Genomic DNA, 14718 nt, shown 5'->3' on the forward strand with positions numbered 1-14718 from the left:
TTTCGTTTAAAAAATAATTCTTACTTTATTTTAACTACTACTTTCTCCGTGCAGCCTGTATGGTCACTTACGTAAAAATCATAGGAACCTGGCTCCAGGCGCTCGAACTCCAGTTTATTCAGATCTTCAGAAACCAGTTTATGCTGTTTATCAAAGGCAATGCAATGGTGCGGACTTACCCCACCAGTAACCTTGATTTTTACATTTGATTGATGTTTCCCCGGGATAGGTGTTATCTCCGTCTTAATAGAAAGCTTGTCACACCCAGTCGAATCAGGCATCGACGAAGGCAGGTTGACAATAAATAACAAGCTTAGCAACACAAGCTTAACCATGATAACATGAATTTATGATCAAAAAATGCTATTATAAATAGTCTTTAAAAAAGTATAGTAACCAGAAAGTCTTTAAAAGTTAAAGATCATGGTTACACCTATAGGGTCAAAAAATCAACTATTCTAAAAAAGTATATTCCTTAGTCATGTACTATTTGTACCCGGAAACTAAAATTTCCGATTTAAGATCTCACTCATAACGACCGCTTTCTTCCATCCCTCCGGGTCATTCAGATTGCCCAGGTACTCCTCCATCAAATTACGCTGCGGTACTTCCTGAAATGCCTTGAACTTGCCATAGACCCCAACCGTCTCTCCTGCTTTCATCGTTTCTTCCAACGACGGTCGTTCGAACGCCTGGCGCTTAGCCTCCTCGTAGACATTGTATACCTGGTCGCGCTTACGGTTGTCATACTCCTCGTCCTCCAGGTCTTCTTCCTCCTCCGGAAGATTATCGTCATAATCAATGTATGTTGGCTTGGGCACCGACGGTACCGTAACAGGTTTCGACTCTACAGTCTTGCTCTCCGTAATCTCCCGCAACAATTCCTCGAATGTAAGCGCTTTCGGACCGGGTGCCGGCTTACTGGCAGGCTCTTCATAGCGCTGCACCGGCTTCTCCGGACGCTTGGGAGCCTGGTCCGTCGGAGGTTGCTCCTGCTTTTTCATAAACCGGGTCACCACGTAGATGATGCCTAGAATGACATAAAACCAGACCTGGAAATCTCTCATTTAAATTCAAAAATAATAAAATATTCCGATTTTTAAAGCGTTAAGGGGGGTATCCCTAGGAAGCGCCGTTCATGGACCCATCGGCCGGGAGTGCATCGCTGCGTAGTCGTACGCTTACAAACCTGGCAGCTTCTTCCGGGCGCGGCGAAAGACATACTCCACGCCAAAACGGGCACTGATCTTATTTACACCGGGTAGCTCGCCCTCGTACTCCAGGCGGTAAAGCGCCAGAATGGAGCCGCGCAGATTGCGTGTTACGTTAAAGCGCTTGCCTAAACCGAAATAGCTGGCATATGCATGATTTTCGATCGGCTCCGGGGTGCCCGGTACGACCAGCGTAGGGTCGACCTTTAATCCCTCGAACTCACCATGTGCAAAAATCCCCTTCTGGACAGCAAAATCCAGGTAGGCCCGTCCGCCATACGTCTTCAAGCCACGCACAAACGTGTCAAAGTCCTTATCAACACCAAACCGGTACAGAAACCCGACGCCGGCCGTAAGCCGTGGCGACACCCGATAGCCCGTCTGCAGGGCGAGGTCCACCGACACATAATCACGTTTATACACTTGCCAGGTAACACCCGGCACCAGGCGCTGGTAAAATTTCTTGCCTTCGAGCTCTGTCGACTGCTTGGCGAAGAAAGCTTTCACTCGTTCCTTACCCGACAGCTTTTGCTTCGCGTTCATCAAATCCTGTTGGGCCTTCTGCACCTTGTCCGCATGGCCTGCGATCTGTGCATTAGCCACCGTCTTCGCCTTGCGTTTGATCTCTTCTTGAATCAGTTTTTCGTCGCGGTAACGCTGAATCAATGACTGATACTTGGCCTGCTCGGCAGTCGCCTTCGTCAATTCCTTTCCTGCCGCACCCACCGGCTTAATCGCCTGCGCATGTTGCTCTGCCTGTTTCGACAGCGATTCTGTGTCGCCGGCCTTTACCGCTTCGATATCTTTTTGATATTTACCGGCCTCACCCAATGTGTTATCCAGCTCCTTGGTTTTCTCCGTCAGTTGCTGGACTTCTTTCACTTCACTGGGCATTTCCGGCACTGCATCAGTCACTTCTCCTTTTACCTTATCCAGGCCTGGCACCTCGACATTTGGCGCCTCAACACCTGGCAGCTCTACGCCCGGCCCCGCTACGTCTGGCGACAGGTCCTTGCCAATTTCGGGCACAACATTGGGCATCTCTACTTCCGGAATCCCAGGGTTCTCCACTCCTGGAATTGAAACATCGTTCGGCACGCCCAACGTATGATCACCCGGCAACCCGACATCCTTTCCGACGACCTTTTGGATCTTCTCCTCCGCCTTTTGTTGAAGCGAGGTCACGGGCTGCGTTAGCCGTTGCTGCAGACTGTCGGCTTTATGCTGCACGGTCTGTTGCACCTCCGCAGGCTTATTCGTAACAGAACTGATCTTCTGAGTTATGGTATCCCCGGCATGCGCCACCCGGTCGGATGCAACGCCAACCTTCTGTTGGATGGATCGCAGCGTATCCGGTTCGGTGGGTAGCGAATCACGTAGGGCAACGCCAGGCTTCAGGGAGTCAAGTCTTGGGTGCGTTGCCGAGTCGGCCTTTGTCTTCGATCGCTGCAGCAACGCACGCGCTTTTCCTGCCACACCCGGGCTCGCCTGACGCAGGCTATCCTGTGCGTGTAGCGAGACTACCGCAAATAGGAAAAACAGTATAGAAATTATTTTACTCAAGTACGAAATACTGCAATAAAGGCCAAAATCACCTAAAACGAGCGACGTAGCAGCAACCGCAAGGTCCGTCACACCAAACTCCAATCAGGTTAGTGCAGCAAAAATAACACAAACTTCGGTGTTCCCGACACTAATACTCCCGGAATATCTCATCCCGGTAGCACCACGCCCAACGCTCGCCCGGCTCGGCCGAAATAGCCACCGGATGCCCGGCACTGGCAGCATGCTTCGACGCATGGCGGCCAGGCGACGAATCGCAGCAAAGTGTTGCACCGCACGTCTGGCAGGTGCGCAAGTGCAGCCATTGCCCACCCACCTTCATACATTCTTCACATTCATGCTTCTGGGAGGTCTTGATGTCCGTCCAGTCGCGCAGATGATCACACAAATCCGGTTCATTTGCCATATCAGTTTTCCGCTAAGTATTCGTGGATGAATTTAATCGCCATGGCCCCCTCGCCTACGGCCGAGGCTACCCGGTTCATCGCACCCGACCGCACATCGCCCGCTGCGAAAATGCCCGGGCTACACGTCTCCAGCAGGTACGGCTCCCGACCGAGCTTCCACGACTTCTTAAAGTCGTCATATTTAAACAAATCCCGACCGGTCTCGATAAACCCCTTGTTGTCCTTGATGATATCCACCTGGATCCAGTCCGTGACGGGCCGCGCCCCGATAAAGATAAACAGCGCCACGGCCTTCTCGGTACGTTCCGCGCCCGTCTTCACGTCTTGCAATGTCACCTCCTCCAACCGCTCTCCCCCGCCCAGCCGGGTAATGACCGAACAGGGCACCACCTCGATGTTGGGCGTCCCCCGGATCTGCTCGATCAGGTAATGCGACATCGACTCCGTCAGCGACGGCCGGCGAATGACAATATATACCTTTCGCGCAAACGTCGACAAATACATCGCCGCCTGCCCGGCCGAGTTTCCGCCACCCACCACGTATACATCTTGCTCTTTACAAGCATGGGCTTCGGTAGTCGCAGAACCATAATATACACCCGCACCGGTAAACCGCTCTACGTCGGAAGCCTCGAGTGTACGATAGTCCACCCCTGTGGTCACAACAATGCTGCGCGTATTAAGCTTACTGCCGTCGCTTAGGGTGATGATCTTATAACCATCTTTCAAAGCAATGTCCACCACCTCCAACGGCGAGATCAACTCCACGCCAAAGCGCGTCACCTGCGAGAGGGCCCGGCGTGACAACTCTGCTCCACTCAGCCCGTTGGGAAAGCCCAAATAATTTTCGATGCGTGAGCTCGTACCGGCCTGTCCACCCGGCGCGCGTTTTTCAATCAACGCGGTGCTGAGTCCTTCCGATCCTCCGTATACCGCCGCCGCCAAGCCCGCCGGCCCCGCACCAATGATCGTGACATCGTACATCGTCTTGGTACCCTTGGCACGCATGCCGGTCTTCTCGCCGATATCCCGTGTGCTGGGGTTGCGCAATACCACGCCGTCGTCAAAAAATACCGCGGGCAGGTCCTTCGTTTCAATATTATTCAGCGACATCAATTCCTTTGCGTCTGGATTCGATTCGACATCCTGCCATTGATACGGAATCAAGTTACCCGAAAAGAAGTCTTTGATCTCATGCGAACGCGGAGACCATTGATATCCGACAATGCGAATGCCCTTGAACGGCGGCACGTGCGTACTCTGCCATTCTTCCAGTTGATCATTCAGTACCGGGTATAACCGCTCCTCCGGCGGATCCCAGGGCTTCATCAGATAATAATCGAGCTGCACTTCGTTGATCGCACGAATGGCCGCGTCCGTGTCTGAATACGCTGTCAGCAAAATGCGTTTGGCCTCGGGAAAATAATCCTTTGCCTGCCGCAAAAACTCCACGCCCAACATCTCGGGCATACGCTGGTCGGATAAAAACATTGCCACCGTCTCACGCTTGTTGCGCAAGTCGTTCAATGAGTCCAGCGCTTCGCGCGCCGAGGGCGTGCTCAGAATGCGATACTCTTTGCCATACACATTTCGAACATCACGCACGATGGTACGCAACACCTGTGCGTCATCATCAACAATAAAAAGTATTGGCTTTGTCATGCTATATTAAATCATTGATCGCTACCCAATGGGGAAGCATATACTAAACTCCGTGCGGCCTGGCTCACTTTTCATTTCCAGCCGGCCCGCATGTTGGGTGATGATCTGTCGCACCACCTCCAGGCCCATGCCCGTACCCTTGCCTACCGGTTTGGTCGTGAAGAAGGGCTCAAATATTTTATCCTGGATGTCGGCCGGAATACCCGGACCATTATCAATAATATATACCAGGATGGATTCACGGCTCCGCTGCGTACGAATCTCGAGTATATTCCCCGTACGTCCCTCCATGGCGTCGATGGCATTGTCGATCAGGTTTGTCCATACCTGGTTCATCGGACCCACAAAAATATTGGCTGCCGGCAATCCTTCTTCAAATTCCAGCTTCAGCTGTATCTGGTTGTGTTTGATCTTGTGGTTGAGCAACGTCAGCGTTGTCTGAATCCCTGCGTGAATGTCCACGCGCTCTTTTACCGGCGCCTGGTCCATGTGGGTATAGCTCTTGATCGACGATACCAGTGTATTGATGCGGCGCGAAGCCTCCTGAATTTCATTCACTAGTCGTTCCGTGATCAGCACCTGATTCATCCATTGAATCACCGGGGGAATGTCTGCTGGCCGTAACAAGCTGCGCAGCGATTCGAGATCTTCTTCAATAAAATCAAAATCCGCAAAGGTAGCAGCCGCTTCCGCGGAATGGTCCAAACCGTTTCGCTCCAGCCAGTCCGCGAGGGCATCTTCACGCTCCGAGCGCGCCATCATCGACAGCCCGTGCGCATTGCCGTGTCGCGCCTTAAACAGAACCAGACCGTTGACGTGGTCTACCACTTCATCCGACACGCAAATTTTAATCACTGCCTTGAGCCGCTCCGGCCCCATGGAAAAATGTCGCTTCAGCTCATGCGCATTGCGCACCACCGCCGCCGAAGGATTATTCAGCTCGTGCGCCAGGCCCGCGGAGAGCTTACCCAACGCCATGATCTTATCGTCTTGTTGCTGTTGCCGTGTAAAATCACGGATTCTGTCCATCATCACATGCACCAGCGCCGTCGTCAGCTCGGGTTGGCTGGCGATCATTTCGGGAAACTTTTCCCGTGGCAGCCGCAGCAGCACTGTGTCGCCCGCAGCATAGGCATCGCCCACTGCCGCTTTCATTCTTGAATACGGCAACAGGCCGGTGATCTCACCTTTTTCAAACACGCCCAGGTGCTTAACGCCACCCGCTTGCGGCATAAAAATCGACAAGCCCCCCTGCAACACAACGGTCAGTGCGACAATCTCTTCGCCCCGGCTAAAATTCTTGACGCCGTCGGCATATGTTTCCAGCGTGCCCTGCTCGGCCAGCCAGTCCAACTGCGCAGGCGGCACTCCGGCAAGCTCAGGCACCTGGCCCTTCAGCATCGCAGCAACTTCTGCTTTTGTCATACCCATTTTTTCGCCTCCCCGATCGTTTATTATAATCACCTGAGGGTCATAAAAGTATGCTGAAATTTCCCTTTTATACAATTATCGGGCACACTATTTTAACACCTTGCCGAGGCAGATCGCGAACATTTCCGATCTTCTCACGGTTTTTACTTTTTCACCACCCATGCACCAAAGGTTCACCACCATCCGGCGTCACACAGAAGACATCTGTCGGCCACTTCAAACCGAAGACTATGTTGTACAACCTACCACGGATGTCAGTCCGCCCAAGTGGCACCTCGCCCACAGCACCTGGTTTTGGGAAGAATTTGTGCTGGCCAAACACCAGCCTGGCTACAAGCGCTTCCATCCGCGCTACGCCTTCCTCTTTAACAGCTACTACGACAGTGTCGGCGAGCGCGTACTACGTCTGCACCGCGGCAATATGTCGCGGCCCACGGTAGCCGAAATCCTGGACTACCGCCAGTACGTGGACAAGCAAATGATACGCTTTCTGGAAACCCTGCCTGACCATCTGCACGGCCTGATCGAGATCGGCCTCAACCATGAGCAGCAACACCAGGAGCTGCTGTATACCGACATCAAATACATTCTCGGTCACAACCCCCTGTTTCCACCGTACGATCCAAACTTCCGCGAAACGCCGGCGCTGGCAGCCGCAACATCCGGCTTTACGGACATGCCCGAAGGCCGTTACGCCATCGGCTATACCGGCGCCGGCTTCTCGTTCGACAACGAGCACGCCGCACACGAGCAGTTCCTGCTTCCCTATAACATTAGCAACACACTTGAAACAAACGCCGACTACCTGGCGTTCATGGTAGACAAGGGCTATGAAACTTCGCAGTGGTGGCACAGCGACGGCTGGGCGTGGGTGAAAGAGCACAACGTCAACAGCCCACTGTATTGGCACTACATCGACGGCCGCTGGCATCGTTATGCGTTGTCGGGCTTACAGGAAATACCGATGGACGAGCCCGTTACCCACATCAGCTACTACGAGGCGGCCGCTTTCGCGGAATGGAAAGGCATGCGTTTGCCTACGGAATTTGAATGGGAAGCCGCCGCCAACAAGATCGCCTGGGGCCACCGTTGGGAACACACGAACAGTGCCTACCTGGCCTACCCTGGCTACCAGAAGCCGCCGGGTGCTATCGGCGAATACAATGGCAAGTTTATGATCAATCAAATGGTGCTGCGGGGTGCCTCGGTGGCAACACCGGCCGGCCACAGCCGCCATACCTATCGCAATTTTTTCCACCCAAGTCTGCAATGGCAATTTACTGGCATCAGGCTCTGTAAAAAACAAACATGGTAATACTCGAAAATAAAACCGCCCCCGTTGCCGCCGCCGTCATGGCGGGCCTGACACGCAAACCTAAGCAACTCCCCAGCTGGCTGTTTTACGACGAGCAGGGCGATGCCATTTTCCAATCCATCATGCGCATGCCCGAGTACTACCCCACGCGCTGCGAGTATGAAATCTTCCAGAAACAAAAGGAAGCCATCCGTCAACAATTCACCGCCGCCGGCACACCGTTCCGCCTGGTCGAGCTCGGCGCGGGTGATGGTCTCAAAACCGAGCTGCTGCTCAAACACTTCGTCGACCAGCACACAGACTTTGAGTATTGGCCCACCGATATATCCCCCAACGTACTGGCCATCCTGCAAGAGCGGCTGGAACATTCGCTGCCCACGCTCACCAGCAGCCCGATCGCCCACCGCCACGAAGATGCACTGCGCACCGTCGCCGAAGACCATGAGCACCGTCATATCTTTATGTTTCTGGGCGCGAACATTGGCAACTATAGTCTGCTGGAAGCACAAGCCTTCGTCAACAACCTGGCCGGAGCCATGCATGCAGGTGATCTGTTATTCATGGGCTTCGACCTCAAAAAAGATCCGCGCGTAATCCAGGCCGCTTACGACGACCCCCACGGCATTACCCGCTCCTTTAATCTGAACTTGCTCACACGTCTTAACCGCGAGCTCGGCGCCAATTTCGACATAGACGCATTCGAACATGCCCCGTACTATGACCCTGAAACCGGCGCCGCCAAAAGCTACCTGGTCAGTCTCCGCAATCAGGACGTACACATCGAAGCAACACATCAGATCATCCACTTCAACGCCTGGGAAACCATCCACACCGAAGTGTCGCTCAAATACGATCTGACCATGATCGAGTCCCTTGCCCGCAAAGCAAACCTGGAGATCGTCCGGCACTTCGCCGATAGCCGCGACTACTTCCGCGATATACTCTTCCGTAAACCCTAAGGCACCTGGCGAGGTTCATGCTGCACGATGCCGGTATGTGCGCTCGTGAAACGATCGTTTTTGCATATCTTTGCGCTCACATCTACCCGATCATGCTCCTTTTGCCTTTCGAAAAGATCGTCTATAAAACCGCGCTGACATCCGACGAAATACTTTTCCGTCTCTCAAGCGCCATTGGTCGCCAAGAACTATTCGGAGTCGTTCCGGAAAAACCTTACAAAGGCCGCTTCGGCGATCATATGTTCGAGATTCAGCGTGTCATCACGCACCGCAATTCTTTTCTCCCAAAAATTTCCGGAGTCATCGACAATGCTCCCAACGGCATAACGATTCACGTAAAAATGAGGCTTCCTATATCTATCCTCATTTTTATTAGCCTTTGGCTCCTCGCTTTCGGCGCGCACTCCGTTGCATTGATAATCGACCTTCTTGCCACGCGTATACCGCCCAATGCTGAGACATTAGCTCCCATCGGCATGTTCTTGTTCGGCTATGGCTTAACCATAGGAGGCTTCAAGTTCGAGAGCATCAAATCCCGAAACGACCTCCGCAAATTGTTTGAAGCCGACATCCTCCAAGGATGACAAACCAGACACTCCACTACAACCTCCCCCGCCTCAAATGCCGCGGCACCAACCACCATTCCAGTAATTCAAACAACAACTCAATCCCCACCGCCAACACCGCTGCCGGCACTGCGCCCTGCAAGATCAGTTGAGTATTATTCAACGCTAACCCCGTCACAATAAACTCTCCTAATCCACCGGCGCCAATAAACGCCGCCAAGGTAGCCGTACCCACATTAATGACCGCCGCCGTACGCATCCCCGTTAGAATCGACGGCATCGCCAACGGCAGCTCCACCAACCAAAGCCGGTTCCACGGCGTGAGCCCGATACCGGCCGCCACCTTTTTCAACGCAGGGTCTACTATCATCAATCCAACCACCGTATTCCGCAGAATCGGCAGCAGGGCATATAGGAACAAGGCAATCACCGCCGGCACCAATCCAATGCCAAACAACGGAATCATCAGCGCCAGCAGCGCAATAGAAGGAATGGTCTGCAATATCCCCGTCAGGTACAACACAACCTTGGCTATATACGAAACCCGATACAGCACCACCCCCAACGGCAGCGCTACAATAACCGCCGCCAGCAACGCCAGGCCCGTCAACAGCAAGTGATCCCACACATGCCGCGTGATATCTGCCCAACGTGAAGCAGGCGTGTCAGCCTGCGGCCCAATCAGCTGCTTCGCCCGCAAGAAGTCGTGGGCAATCGTACGAAAGGGCTTCTCTTCAAACAGCGCCTGCGCATTCAACGCCTGCATCTCCGCCGCCGTAATCTTACCAGTAAGCTTCCGCAGTTGTTCCTTCGCCTTCGCCGGCAACCCCGCACGATAAAACGACACCGCCTCATACATCGGAAAGAAATGCTTGTTATCTGTCAGCAATCGAAGACCATACTTGCCAATCTCCCCATCCGTAGAATACGCATCCGTCACATCGATCCGTCCCTCGCGCAATGCCTGATACGCCAGTCCATGCTCCAATCCCACCGGCTGCTGCGACAGGGAGTATGCAGAGGCCAAAGGCCCCCACCCATCGCGGCGTTTCAAAAATTCATAGCTTAATCCTATTTGCAGGCTAGCATGCTTCTGCAGGTCTGCAATATCTCGCACAGCCAGGCTATCCGCCTGCCGTGGCCGCATCAGCAAAGCATACGTATTATTAAAACCATAGGAATTCGATATCCGCAAACCCAGCCGCTGCAAGACCGAGTCGATCGCCTTTACACCTGTCAACTCCGGTGCGCCCAGAATCTCGGCACTCAACGTACCCGTGTACTCCGGATACACATCAATCGCCCCGCCCTTCAGCGCCTCAAAAGTCACTGCCGTGCCGCCCAGATTAAACCGCCGCTCGACCGTAAAGCCGCCATCCTCCAGGAGCAGCGCTACCATTTCACCCAAGATGTACCCTTCGTTAAAATGCTTTGCCCCCACGCGCAGCACATCCTGGCCCAGCGTGACACTGCTCCATACGAACAACAACAGACCGGTGAACACACAACGCTTCATAGGTGTGCCAGGTATTCTTCCTTCCAACGATCCAGTTCTTCCTTATTGCCATGCGAGCGAATGCGTCCGTCGTCAATCCACACAAAAGCATCCGCCAGCTGTTTGGCTTCCTCCCAGTCGTGCGTCACCAAAATCACCGTGCGCGGCTCTGCTGCCTGCCACGCCTGAAAATGCGCATAGATCGCCTGCTTGGTACCATAGTCCAGCGCGGAAAACGGTTCATCCATCAACAAGATGGGCGGATTCAAAAACATCGCCCTGCACAAACTCACGCGCTGCTGCTCTCCACCCGACAGCTCGTGCGGGTACTTGTCCGCATACGCGTTCGGCAACTGTGCCATCGCCAGCAGCGTACGAACCCGCGCCGACAGCATTTCCTGCGACTGCCCCTGCACCACACCGGACAGGCTTATGTTACGCCCCACCGTCATGTGCGGAAACAACGCTGCGCGCTGCACCACATATCCAATCTGGCGCCGCAGCGCATACACCTGCGCATAGTCCAGCGGCTTTCCAAACACTGCCACCGTGCCCGCCTTTGGCCTAAGCATGCCGTTGATGAGCTCCAGCATGGTAGACTTGCCGCTCCCACTGCGCCCTAGCACAGCCGTCACCGCATATGCAGCAAAGGCATGACTCACACCCCGCAGCAGCGGCGCTGTGTCATAATCAAACGAAACGTCCTGAAGTTGTATGGGCGATGGGGCTTCCGTCAAAAGTGTCAGGTTTGGAAGCCAAGATAGTCAAATCTTTTGCTTAATTCCGTCGTGAGCTTATTCCGACGTATAGGGTGCTGACTCACCACTTTGACAACGGGCTATTCGTTCCGCTAAATCTTTCTCCTGCTCCAACGTCAATCCGCCATGAGCATGCATCACTACCTCATAGATCATATACAACGTCCGCTCGTCCATGCGATTAATAAGATCAGTCAACTCCTCGCGAATCTGTGCTGCTCCCATAGTGAAACTGGTTTCTAACCGAAAATAATCATTTCAGATCGATTTACCAACCAAAAAAAACAGCCCGGGCGATTAGCCCAGGCTGCCTGTATTCACAGCAAGAGAAAGCTTATACTTCCCAGCTACCGCTTTCCTCTACTTCGCCCTCGACGTAGTACGCCCACGTGCCGTTACCGGCTGCATCCCATTCCATTTTGTACAGGAGCTCGTCATTCATGACATACTCCACCGAACCGGCTTTTGTTTTTGTATTGACATGAATGTTTATTTCAAACGCAGTCTCATCTTCGATGCTCGATATTACAAAATCAAAATTGTCGCCGGTATGCTTCCAGCTATAGGTAATGAACACAACGTCGTCGACGCCGTAGATGTGCATTAGGCCTTCGCTGCCGTCTTTAGTCTCTTCAGCGTATACATACCGCGTCCAATCTTCGTCCTGAGAGTACTTGATAAAAATCTCAAATACATATTTGTCCGACTGCTCGCTTACCTGGTACGCTATGCTCATGCCGCTACCTTGCGAATCAGTCCAGGTATAGACCAGGTACTCAGTCTGTGTTGCAGCGACGCGTCCGTTGGCAACGGTAATGGGCGTCGAGCTTTTCACAGAGCCTTGCGGCGGCTTAAAGTACTGCAGGTAGCCGCTCATCGCATTGGCCATATTCACATAGGAAGTGGCCTGGATAGCATACGTGTCGTCCGAGCTCGCCATAGCCGAAGGCGGAGTAACGACGCTGCTTGAACCCGACATACTAAAGGCTACGTCTTCCAGGCTCTTTTCCGGAGTAGCATCATCGTCCTTCGAGCACGAAAATGCCGCTGCAGAAAAAGCCACCAGCAATAGAAACTTGTTGATTTTTTTCATAGAAAGGTGGTAAAGTTGGAAAGTTGAATTATTGACGCAATTTTGAATTTTTCCACCAGTCTAAAAAATGCCGGATAGCGGAATAATATGCTTTTGAAGCTATAATATTACACGTGTAGACTATCGCTTATACACTTATAAACATCACGTACGGATCGTATGAATCTGAAAAGGCTATAAACACATCAAAGAATCCGGCGCGCTGCCTTTTACACAAAATGTGACCGCTGAAAAAGGTGCCTTTAAACACTTACTTCATCATACATCTACTCTCTCGCTTTTCGACGGACCAACAAGTATGTCGCACTAAAGGATACCCAAACAAAACCAGCCCTTATTAGCATAATCAACAACTCATCATTATTAAAAAATTGAACAAAAAGCCACACGTCAATCCCCGTGGTTAGTAACAGCAAAAGGGTCGCAATATTTTTTCTCTCTTCCCTTTGCCAAGCCTGAAACCCGATCGCTATAATCGTTCCGGATATGCGGAAGCGTCCTTGTCGCGTCTCCGTATGAAACTCTCACTTTGCCTATTATATCCTACTCCACAAACTGGTCTTCTCCGGTCGGCTCATCCGTCGTCACCATCTGGCCAATACGTTATACAGACTCGCGCTACTTTCACACCGCAGATGTTTTTCAAGCCGACCTTAAAGTAGGCGTGTTCGATAGGAAACGCCTCAGGATTCTCGGGGACAGGCGCTCGGAACCCGATCAACCCACTAACCACTGTTTCAAATATGAAATGACGTTACATAACGGCACCAATTTCCAAAAATCCGTTATCTGTCCTGCGGTGAAGATGGCGATACCGGTCCTGCGGGAGAAAAAAGGAGATAAGGGGGACACGGGCCAACCCGGACCGGCCGGCGAAGATGGTGCTGGCGTTATCTATTCACCCTGGCTCAACGTGGAATTTGATTACGACGACGGCTCATATCTCAGCCACCTTGAAGTCCCTGAACTTACCAACGAAATCCTGTCGAAAGGTGATATTAGGGTCTATGTAAATCTATCGTCAGCCACCGAACCGGCAGTCTTCCCCTTACCATTTCTGGAGGACGACAACGAACTATACTACATCCGATATGCGGCACTTCTAAATGGCATTACGTTGCAAGCCAACTTCGATGCGAGTACAAGCAGTGGCGACGATCCCAATTTGCAATACCGATACGTCCTAATCCCGGGCAGTGAAGCAGCCAGAAAAGCAAAAGATATCGACTGGAATAATTACGCGGCGGTAAAAGCCTATCTGAAACTGGCCGACTAGCGGCCAAAGTAAATTGTTTGGTAAGCCTCTAAATTGCCTCTCCCATGGCAATTTAGAAGCACCGACGGCGTGTGGCCCCAGGAGAGCATGAATCTTAAACTAGCGCTGGCGAATCAATTACTTGCATATAATTCCATTTATACCGTTCATCATTAAGATCAAAATAATCCTCAACATTCTCTTTTCTCCGCAATATAACATACATCGAAAGCCGGATCTCAATAGTCCCTGTCCCCAGGCCGACATAGGGCTGCAAATATTTCACCTTATCATATGTAGACCTCTCACGTTTAACTAAACTTGCATCTCTAACAATAAACCATTCCTGCTTCGCGATTTCATCGTATGTCGTATTACCATCTTTAAAATCAGGAAGTTCCAAATCAAAATTATCCACATCAACATTACCAATATTAAGCCATTTACCTTCCCTAAGGGTCGGTCGCAAACCTGCAACTATCATTGGGGACAGTAAATATTTAGATGAAGCTAAAGCCACCAGATCAACATCAACCTCCCTTAAATGGAAATTATACACCTTTATGATATCCGGCACAGAAATTTTACTATCAATTTTACTTAAATCAATATACTTAGCATAAGCATAGCCCAAATTTCCAAAAAGAGGTATACTAACAACAGAACCTTGCACCAATCGCTTCATTGTATTTACCCGACTTTATTTTTAGCGTTATGGAAGGGCCGGACGGATTCATCCGCCGCCGTCATAGTAAACTGCTTGGCAAGCTCCAACTGCCTCTTCTATGGCAATTGAGAGCTTACTTACTTCGATAAGCGGTGACGATGCCGGACTGAATTTTAAAACATTTAAGGACTCATAACACTCCTCTAGAATTTTGATTCACAGTATCTATCAATCAAAAATTCACTAACATTAACCCTATCAATAAAATCTGCTACACTATCATCAATCACTTGAATTAAAAATGAATCATGAAACATTTATCTTATATATATATAT

At 51.6% G+C, this 14718-nt stretch carries 15 protein-coding genes; 4 read left to right on the plus strand and 11 right to left on the minus strand.

What is annotated here, in order from left to right; translation table 11 throughout:
* Positions 1-20: 20 nt before the first annotated feature.
* The 6 genes from K7P01_RS22955 to K7P01_RS22980 form a co-directional block, all read right to left on the minus strand.
* The gene (locus K7P01_RS22955; protein WP_267296917.1) at positions 21-335 is read right to left on the minus strand and encodes a hypothetical protein; all 315 of its coding nucleotides are present in this window, start codon (positions 333-335) and stop codon (positions 21-23) included.
* Positions 336-503: 168 nt separating this feature from the next.
* The gene (locus K7P01_RS22960; RefSeq protein WP_267296918.1) at positions 504-1067 is read right to left on the minus strand and encodes a hypothetical protein; all 564 of its coding nucleotides are present in this window, start codon (positions 1065-1067) and stop codon (positions 504-506) included.
* A gap of 114 nt (positions 1068-1181) precedes the next feature.
* Entirely contained in the window at positions 1182-2774 is a 1593-nt protein-coding gene (locus tag K7P01_RS22965) for a hypothetical protein (RefSeq protein WP_267296919.1), read from the minus strand.
* A gap of 130 nt (positions 2775-2904) precedes the next feature.
* Complete coding sequence (locus K7P01_RS22970) at positions 2905-3180, minus strand: UBP-type zinc finger domain-containing protein (RefSeq protein ID WP_267296920.1); 276 nt, start codon at positions 3178-3180, stop codon at positions 2905-2907.
* Between the two features lies 1 nt (position 3181).
* Positions 3182-4843 carry an FAD-dependent oxidoreductase gene (locus K7P01_RS22975; RefSeq protein ID WP_267296921.1) on the minus strand — a complete coding sequence of 554 codons (1662 nt, stop codon included), beginning with the start codon at positions 4841-4843 and terminating at the stop codon, positions 3182-3184.
* 21 nt (positions 4844-4864) lie between these two features.
* Entirely contained in the window at positions 4865-6268 is a 1404-nt protein-coding gene (locus K7P01_RS22980; protein WP_267296922.1) for an ATP-binding protein, read from the minus strand.
* Positions 6269-6434: 166 nt separating this feature from the next.
* Between K7P01_RS22980 and egtB the strand changes: the two genes are divergently transcribed.
* From egtB to K7P01_RS22995, 3 genes are read left to right on the plus strand one after another with little or no spacing between them, the layout of a single operon-like run.
* Positions 6435-7589 (plus strand): ergothioneine biosynthesis protein EgtB, encoded by a 1155-nt coding sequence (gene egtB, locus K7P01_RS22985; RefSeq protein WP_267296923.1) that lies wholly within the window; start codon positions 6435-6437, stop codon positions 7587-7589.
* Positions 7583-8548 (plus strand): L-histidine N(alpha)-methyltransferase, encoded by a 966-nt coding sequence (locus tag K7P01_RS22990; RefSeq protein ID WP_267296924.1) that lies wholly within the window; start codon positions 7583-7585, stop codon positions 8546-8548. Before egtB ends, K7P01_RS22990 begins: the two co-directional genes overlap by 7 nt.
* A gap of 17 nt (positions 8549-8565) precedes the next feature.
* Positions 8566-9132, plus strand: a complete 567-nt coding sequence (locus tag K7P01_RS22995; protein WP_267296925.1) for a hypothetical protein — start codon at positions 8566-8568, stop codon at positions 9130-9132.
* 16 nt (positions 9133-9148) lie between these two features.
* Here K7P01_RS22995 and K7P01_RS23000 read toward each other — a convergent pair whose 3' ends face one another.
* The 4 genes from K7P01_RS23000 to K7P01_RS23015 form a co-directional block, all read right to left on the minus strand.
* Positions 9149-10630 carry a glycine betaine ABC transporter substrate-binding protein gene (locus K7P01_RS23000; protein WP_267296926.1) on the minus strand — a complete coding sequence of 494 codons (1482 nt, stop codon included), beginning with the start codon at positions 10628-10630 and terminating at the stop codon, positions 9149-9151.
* Positions 10627-11346 carry an ATP-binding cassette domain-containing protein gene (locus K7P01_RS23005; protein WP_267296927.1) on the minus strand — a complete coding sequence of 240 codons (720 nt, stop codon included), beginning with the start codon at positions 11344-11346 and terminating at the stop codon, positions 10627-10629. Before K7P01_RS23005 ends, K7P01_RS23000 begins: the two co-directional genes overlap by 4 nt.
* Before the next feature lie 57 nt (positions 11347-11403).
* Positions 11404-11592, minus strand: coding sequence for a hypothetical protein (locus K7P01_RS23010; protein WP_267296928.1), 189 nt, complete (start codon positions 11590-11592; stop codon positions 11404-11406).
* Between the two features lie 109 nt (positions 11593-11701).
* The gene (locus K7P01_RS23015) at positions 11702-12460 is read right to left on the minus strand and encodes a hypothetical protein (protein ID WP_267296929.1); all 759 of its coding nucleotides are present in this window, start codon (positions 12458-12460) and stop codon (positions 11702-11704) included.
* Positions 12461-13208: 748 nt separating this feature from the next.
* Here K7P01_RS23015 and K7P01_RS23020 point away from each other — a divergent pair.
* Positions 13209-13736, plus strand: coding sequence for a hypothetical protein (locus K7P01_RS23020; RefSeq protein WP_267296930.1), 528 nt, complete (start codon positions 13209-13211; stop codon positions 13734-13736).
* Between the two features lie 94 nt (positions 13737-13830).
* On the opposite strand, the gene K7P01_RS23025 is transcribed toward K7P01_RS23020, so the two are convergent.
* Positions 13831-14400, minus strand: a complete 570-nt coding sequence (locus K7P01_RS23025) for an immunity 26/phosphotriesterase HocA family protein (RefSeq protein WP_267296931.1) — start codon at positions 14398-14400, stop codon at positions 13831-13833.
* Positions 14401-14718: the final 318 nt, after the last annotated feature.

Source organism: Parachryseolinea silvisoli (genome assembly GCF_021190955.1).
GTDB lineage: Bacteria > Bacteroidota > Bacteroidia > Cytophagales > Cyclobacteriaceae > Ohtaekwangia > Ohtaekwangia silvisoli.

What these genes read in the sequence shown, in the direction of transcription:
- K7P01_RS22975 (WP_267296921.1), bottom strand. Translation starts at nt 4,843, where the DNA reads ATGACAAAGCCAATACTTTTTATTGTTGATGATGACGCACAGGTGTTG.
- K7P01_RS23025 (WP_267296931.1), bottom strand. Translation starts at nt 14,400, where the DNA reads ATGAAGCGATTGGTGCAAGGTTCTGTTGTTAGTATACCTCTTTTTGGA.
- egtB (WP_267296923.1), top strand. Translation starts at nt 6,435, where the DNA reads ATGCACCAAAGGTTCACCACCATCCGGCGTCACACAGAAGACATCTGT.
- K7P01_RS22970 (WP_267296920.1), bottom strand. Translation starts at nt 3,180, where the DNA reads ATGGCAAATGAACCGGATTTGTGTGATCATCTGCGCGACTGGACGGAC.
- K7P01_RS22990 (WP_267296924.1), top strand. Translation starts at nt 7,583, where the DNA reads ATGGTAATACTCGAAAATAAAACCGCCCCCGTTGCCGCCGCCGTCATG.
- K7P01_RS23020 (WP_267296930.1), top strand. Translation starts at nt 13,209, where the DNA reads ATGACGTTACATAACGGCACCAATTTCCAAAAATCCGTTATCTGTCCT.
- K7P01_RS23015 (WP_267296929.1), bottom strand. Translation starts at nt 12,460, where the DNA reads ATGAAAAAAATCAACAAGTTTCTATTGCTGGTGGCTTTTTCTGCAGCG.
- K7P01_RS23000 (WP_267296926.1), bottom strand. Translation starts at nt 10,630, where the DNA reads ATGAAGCGTTGTGTGTTCACCGGTCTGTTGTTGTTCGTATGGAGCAGT.
- K7P01_RS22980 (WP_267296922.1), bottom strand. Translation starts at nt 6,268, where the DNA reads ATGACAAAAGCAGAAGTTGCTGCGATGCTGAAGGGCCAGGTGCCTGAG.
- K7P01_RS22995 (WP_267296925.1), top strand. Translation starts at nt 8,566, where the DNA reads ATGCTGCACGATGCCGGTATGTGCGCTCGTGAAACGATCGTTTTTGCA.
- K7P01_RS23010 (WP_267296928.1), bottom strand. Translation starts at nt 11,592, where the DNA reads ATGGGAGCAGCACAGATTCGCGAGGAGTTGACTGATCTTATTAATCGC.
- K7P01_RS22955 (WP_267296917.1), bottom strand. Translation starts at nt 335, where the DNA reads ATGGTTAAGCTTGTGTTGCTAAGCTTGTTATTTATTGTCAACCTGCCT.
- K7P01_RS22960 (WP_267296918.1), bottom strand. Translation starts at nt 1,067, where the DNA reads ATGAGAGATTTCCAGGTCTGGTTTTATGTCATTCTAGGCATCATCTAC.